The organism is Kandleria sp., assembly GCF_017934775.1.
GTDB classification, from domain to species: Bacteria; Bacillota_I; Bacilli_A; order Erysipelotrichales; family Coprobacillaceae; genus Kandleria; species Kandleria vitulina.
Genome location: NZ_JAGBIX010000086.1, coordinates 1 through 3919, shown reverse-complemented (window position 1 = coordinate 3919; position 3919 = coordinate 1). Strand labels below are relative to the sequence as shown.

Genomic DNA, 3919 nt, shown 5'->3' with positions numbered 1-3919 from the left:
TTCAAAACGAGGCTCTAGATATCTTCGTAAGGCTCTTTATCAGTGTATCCTCACAGTGTGTAATAACAGTTCCACTTTCAAGAACTATTATAACCTAAAGAAGAGCCAGGGTAAAACACATTTATGCGCTCAGGGTCACTGCGTAAGAAAACTGATCAGAGTCATCTACAAGCTGCTGACACAAAACATCAAATTTGATGAAACTGTACTAGTATAGCCTCTGCATAACTGTATTGATAGCGTTGCCAGAAGGACAGTACTTTTTGTGTACACAAATATTCAGTTTTCAATATACTTCTAATATAATTCGGTTCAATAACAGATGATTAGTATGAAATCGCAACTGTTATTTAATGAGATCAGCCAAGGAACAAAGATAATGTGATAAAACTTCAATTTTTACTTGAATTCCTTATAGTTGGCTTTCTTTTATTATAATCAAATTTTTATAAAAAAGAAAAAAAGTCGATTAACGATTATCGACTTTTTCTGGATAAAGATCATGATGAGTCAAACGCTGCCAAGCAACCTCTTCCCATCTTGTGCCTTTCTTTCCATAGTTGCAGTATGGATCAATTGAAATCCCACCTCTTGGTATAAATTTACCCCATACTTCAATATATAATGGATCCATCAATTTGATCAGATCATTCATGATAATATTCATGCAGTCTTCATGGAAATCACCATGATTTCTAAAACTAAATAAATATAGCTTCAAGGATTTGCTTTCGACCATCTTGATATTAGGAACATATGAAATATAGACAGTCGCAAAATCTGGCTGTCCAGTAATGGGACATAAGCTAGTAAATTCTGGACAGTTGAATTTTACAAAATATTCTCTTCCAGGATGTTTATTATCAAATGACTGAAGGACACTTGGATCATAATCAGTAGGATATTTTGTATTCTGGTTTCCTAAGAATGTAACATCCTTCATTTCTTCTTTTGTTCTGCTCATTATTTATCTCCTTTTAATAATGGATCAATTGTTCCATTAAGCTCAAATGCTTTTTCTCTATCTACACATGTTCCACATGTATGACATGGCTCATCGCCACCTTCATAACAGCTCCATGTCAATTCATAAGGAACATGAAGATCAAGACCAATCTTCACAACATCTGCTTTGGTCTTATTGATAAATGGTGCTTCAACCTTTAATTGTTGACCGCTTCCTAAATAGATAGCTTCATTAATCGCATTATTAAATGCTGGTGAACAATCAGGATAAGCACTTCCTGCCGCATCGTCAGCGTGGGCTCCATAATAGATGACTGAACATTCTTTTGATAAAGCAAAAGAAGCAGCAGCTGATAAGAATAAGCCATTTCTAAATGGTACATAAGTAGAAACAGGAGCACCGTCAGTATGTTTTAATTGTTCATCATAGGATTCATGAGGAATCTCGTCTTCACTTTGATTTAATAACGTACACTTTGAATAAGCAAAGATCTTAGAAAGATTCAATTCATAAAGCTCAGTCCCATAGTAGTTCGCTACCTTCTTGGCACTCTCTATTTCTTTTTGATGCTTTTGTCCATAGTACATGCATAATCCAATGACATTATCAGCGCCATATTTTTCTACAGCCATTGCTAAACATGTCGTACTGTCAATACCACCACCAGATAAAACTAAAGCTTTCATTACATCATTCCTCCTAATAGATAAGGTTCTTTTTCAAATCTTCCCCTTAATGTTCTTGAATAAGTCTTTGCACCAGTATTTCTAATTCCTCTTGCGCTCATGCAGCTATGCTTCGCTTCAATAAAGACAGCGACATCTTCACTGCCAGTTACTTCCGAAATAATATCCGCAATATCACTGCCGATACGTTCTTGAAGCTGCAGTCTTTTTGTGACCATATCACAAATACGAGCAATCTTGCTTAAGCCGATGACTTTTCCATTGGGAATATAGGCAACTGATATTTTCATATCATACATGAGTGCCATATGATGTTCACAGTAAGAAAAGGCATCTATATCTTTGACAAAGACAATATCTTGATTATGTTCATTTAAATTTTCTTCAAAAGTCTTATTAAACATTTCTGCAATCTCATGATTAGTATAATTCATGCCTTCAAAGACTTCTTCATACATGCGTGCTACTCTTTGTGGTGTTTCCTTTAATCCTTCTCGATCAGGATCATCACCTAAGGCAATAAGAATACCACGAATATGTTCTTCTATCGCTTTTGTATCAATCATCTAAACACCCCTTTCTTCTGGATCCCAGATAAACTTGTGCATCTGCAGCTGCAAGTTGACATCATTCATGTTCTTTTCAAGCATAAATGCCACCATCTCCTGTGGATCAATTTTTCCAAAGACCGGAGATAAGTAGACATGTGCTTTTTTATTTAATGCATACTTCTCAATAATCTCATAAGCTTTCTTTAGATCAATACGTGATGAGCAGACAAACTTAATGGTATCTTTTTCTTGAATATGATCATAGTTCATCACATCCACAAACTTCTCCATCCCACTATCTGGACATTTATAATCTAAAGTAAAACTTGGACGATAATCACAATGATCATAAGAAGAAATATCAATTGACCCATTGGTCTCTATTTCTACTTCATGACCATTCTCATATAACAATCTGATCAGTTCTTCAATCTCTTCTTGAAGCATAGGTTCACCGCCTGTCAAAGTCACATTCTTGATATGTGCTTCATTGACTTTTGAAACAATATCTTGTGCTGACATCAACTGATACGGGGCATCTTTCTTGTTGGCCCACTTAGTATCACAGTAGACACAGTTCATATTGCATCCCTGAAATCTAACAAAATAAGCCAGCTGTCCTGCTTTATAGCCTTCACCATTGATGCTTTCAAACATTTCTACAACTTTAAACATAACTACACCTCATAAGTTGCTACATTATTAGGTGTTTCGTAGACTTGTACTTTATTAACTGGAAAAGATGAAGAAAGCTGATCAAAGAAATATTTAGCAAAACATTCTGCCGTAGGTCTAAAGTTAACTGTGACAATACGAAAATCTTCTGATAGAAGCGCTTCGTATGTGTCTTTTTTTAGTGATCCTTCTTCAATAATAAGACAGTGATCAAAATGATCAGCCATCTTCTTTAGTTCTTTTTTGATATCAGTAAAATCAATAACCATTGACCCTTCATCTAATTCAGGCGAAGAGACTTCGATCACAACTTTCCAGCGATGTCCATGAAGATTATGACATTTACCTGGATAATCCTTTAAAAAATGTGCTGCATCAAATGATGCCTGTGTTGATACTCTATACATATTGCCTCCTTGTCGCCTGCATCAAAAAAGGGTGTACATCTTGTACACCCTAAAAAATCAAATCAGTAGTCCTGGTTTTGTTTAGAGACAGGATGGTACAAGCGAACTGTCTTATTCTTATTTTTGCTTACATATTATACGAAGAGTTAAAAATGAAGTCAAGAGCTAGACAACCTGATCCATCTCATACTCAATAATATTGTATTTCATATATTCAGGAATCGCAAACTCCAATACTCTTTCTTTCATATCCATTCCCATAATTCTTGAAAGCAGACCAATCCCTTCAGGATAGATAGCTTCTTCTGGAACATATGTTTCTAATGCACTGTAATCATACTGATCAATGAAATCAAGATGATTCTTATGGCAGAGATACTCAATTGTAGCAAGAAGATAAAGCGCTTCAATATGCCAATCTAACTGCATATAGAAATCAATCACATTCTTCCCTAATACCGAGATGACATATTTGACTTCTCCCATCTCATTGGGTAGTGTCAAAAATCTATAGCACATAGCACTAATACACTACCCTCAATTTTATCTATATAAACAGTAAAATGATTACTGAGTATATCTTAGTAATCATCTTTTTTCGTATTTAACTAAAAAAGATGAAACCTCCTGTGT

The 3919-nt window shown here is 35.0% G+C and carries 7 protein-coding genes; 1 reads left to right on the top strand and 6 read right to left on the bottom strand.

Features of this window, described 5'->3' with window-relative positions:
- Positions 1–217 (top strand): transposase (locus J6L95_RS09270; protein WP_502711015.1); only part of this gene is annotated, 217 nt, incomplete at its 5' end.
- A 252-nt stretch (positions 218–469) separates the two neighbouring features.
- Here J6L95_RS09270 and queF read toward each other — a convergent pair.
- From queF to J6L95_RS09240, 6 genes are all read right to left on the bottom strand, one after another.
- The gene (gene queF, locus J6L95_RS09265; RefSeq protein ID WP_287458925.1) at positions 470–964 is read right to left on the bottom strand and encodes a preQ(1) synthase; all 495 of its coding nucleotides are present in this window, start codon (positions 962–964) and stop codon (positions 470–472) included.
- Positions 964–1653, bottom strand: coding sequence for a 7-cyano-7-deazaguanine synthase QueC (gene queC / locus J6L95_RS09260; RefSeq protein ID WP_287458924.1), 690 nt, complete (start codon positions 1651–1653; stop codon positions 964–966). Before queC ends, queF begins: the two co-directional genes overlap by 1 nt.
- On the bottom strand, positions 1653–2219 hold the full coding sequence (folE, locus tag J6L95_RS09255; protein WP_287458923.1) for a GTP cyclohydrolase I FolE: 567 nt from the start codon (positions 2217–2219) through the stop codon (positions 1653–1655). The genes queC and folE overlap by 1 nt, the downstream gene beginning before the upstream one ends.
- Positions 2220–2879, bottom strand: coding sequence for a putative 7-carboxy-7-deazaguanine synthase QueE (gene queE / locus J6L95_RS09250; RefSeq protein WP_031589380.1), 660 nt, complete (start codon positions 2877–2879; stop codon positions 2220–2222).
- Positions 2880–2881: 2 nt separating this feature from the next.
- Complete coding sequence (queD, locus tag J6L95_RS09245; protein ID WP_287458922.1) at positions 2882–3286, bottom strand: 6-carboxytetrahydropterin synthase QueD; 405 nt, start codon at positions 3284–3286, stop codon at positions 2882–2884.
- Positions 3287–3451: 165 nt separating this feature from the next.
- Positions 3452–3805, bottom strand: a complete 354-nt coding sequence (locus J6L95_RS09240) for a hypothetical protein (protein WP_287458921.1) — start codon at positions 3803–3805, stop codon at positions 3452–3454.
- Between the last annotated feature and the right edge of the window lie 114 nt (positions 3806–3919).

What these genes read in the sequence shown, in the direction of transcription:
- queE (WP_031589380.1), bottom strand. Translation starts at nt 2,879, where the DNA reads ATGTTTAAAGTTGTAGAAATGTTTGAAAGCATCAATGGTGAAGGCTAT.
- J6L95_RS09240 (WP_287458921.1), bottom strand. Translation starts at nt 3,805, where the DNA reads ATGTGCTATAGATTTTTGACACTACCCAATGAGATGGGAGAAGTCAAA.
- queC (WP_287458924.1), bottom strand. Translation starts at nt 1,653, where the DNA reads ATGAAAGCTTTAGTTTTATCTGGTGGTGGTATTGACAGTACGACATGT.
- queF (WP_287458925.1), bottom strand. Translation starts at nt 964, where the DNA reads ATGAGCAGAACAAAAGAAGAAATGAAGGATGTTACATTCTTAGGAAAC.
- folE (WP_287458923.1), bottom strand. Translation starts at nt 2,219, where the DNA reads ATGATTGATACAAAAGCGATAGAAGAACATATTCGTGGTATTCTTATT.
- queD (WP_287458922.1), bottom strand. Translation starts at nt 3,286, where the DNA reads ATGTATAGAGTATCAACACAGGCATCATTTGATGCAGCACATTTTTTA.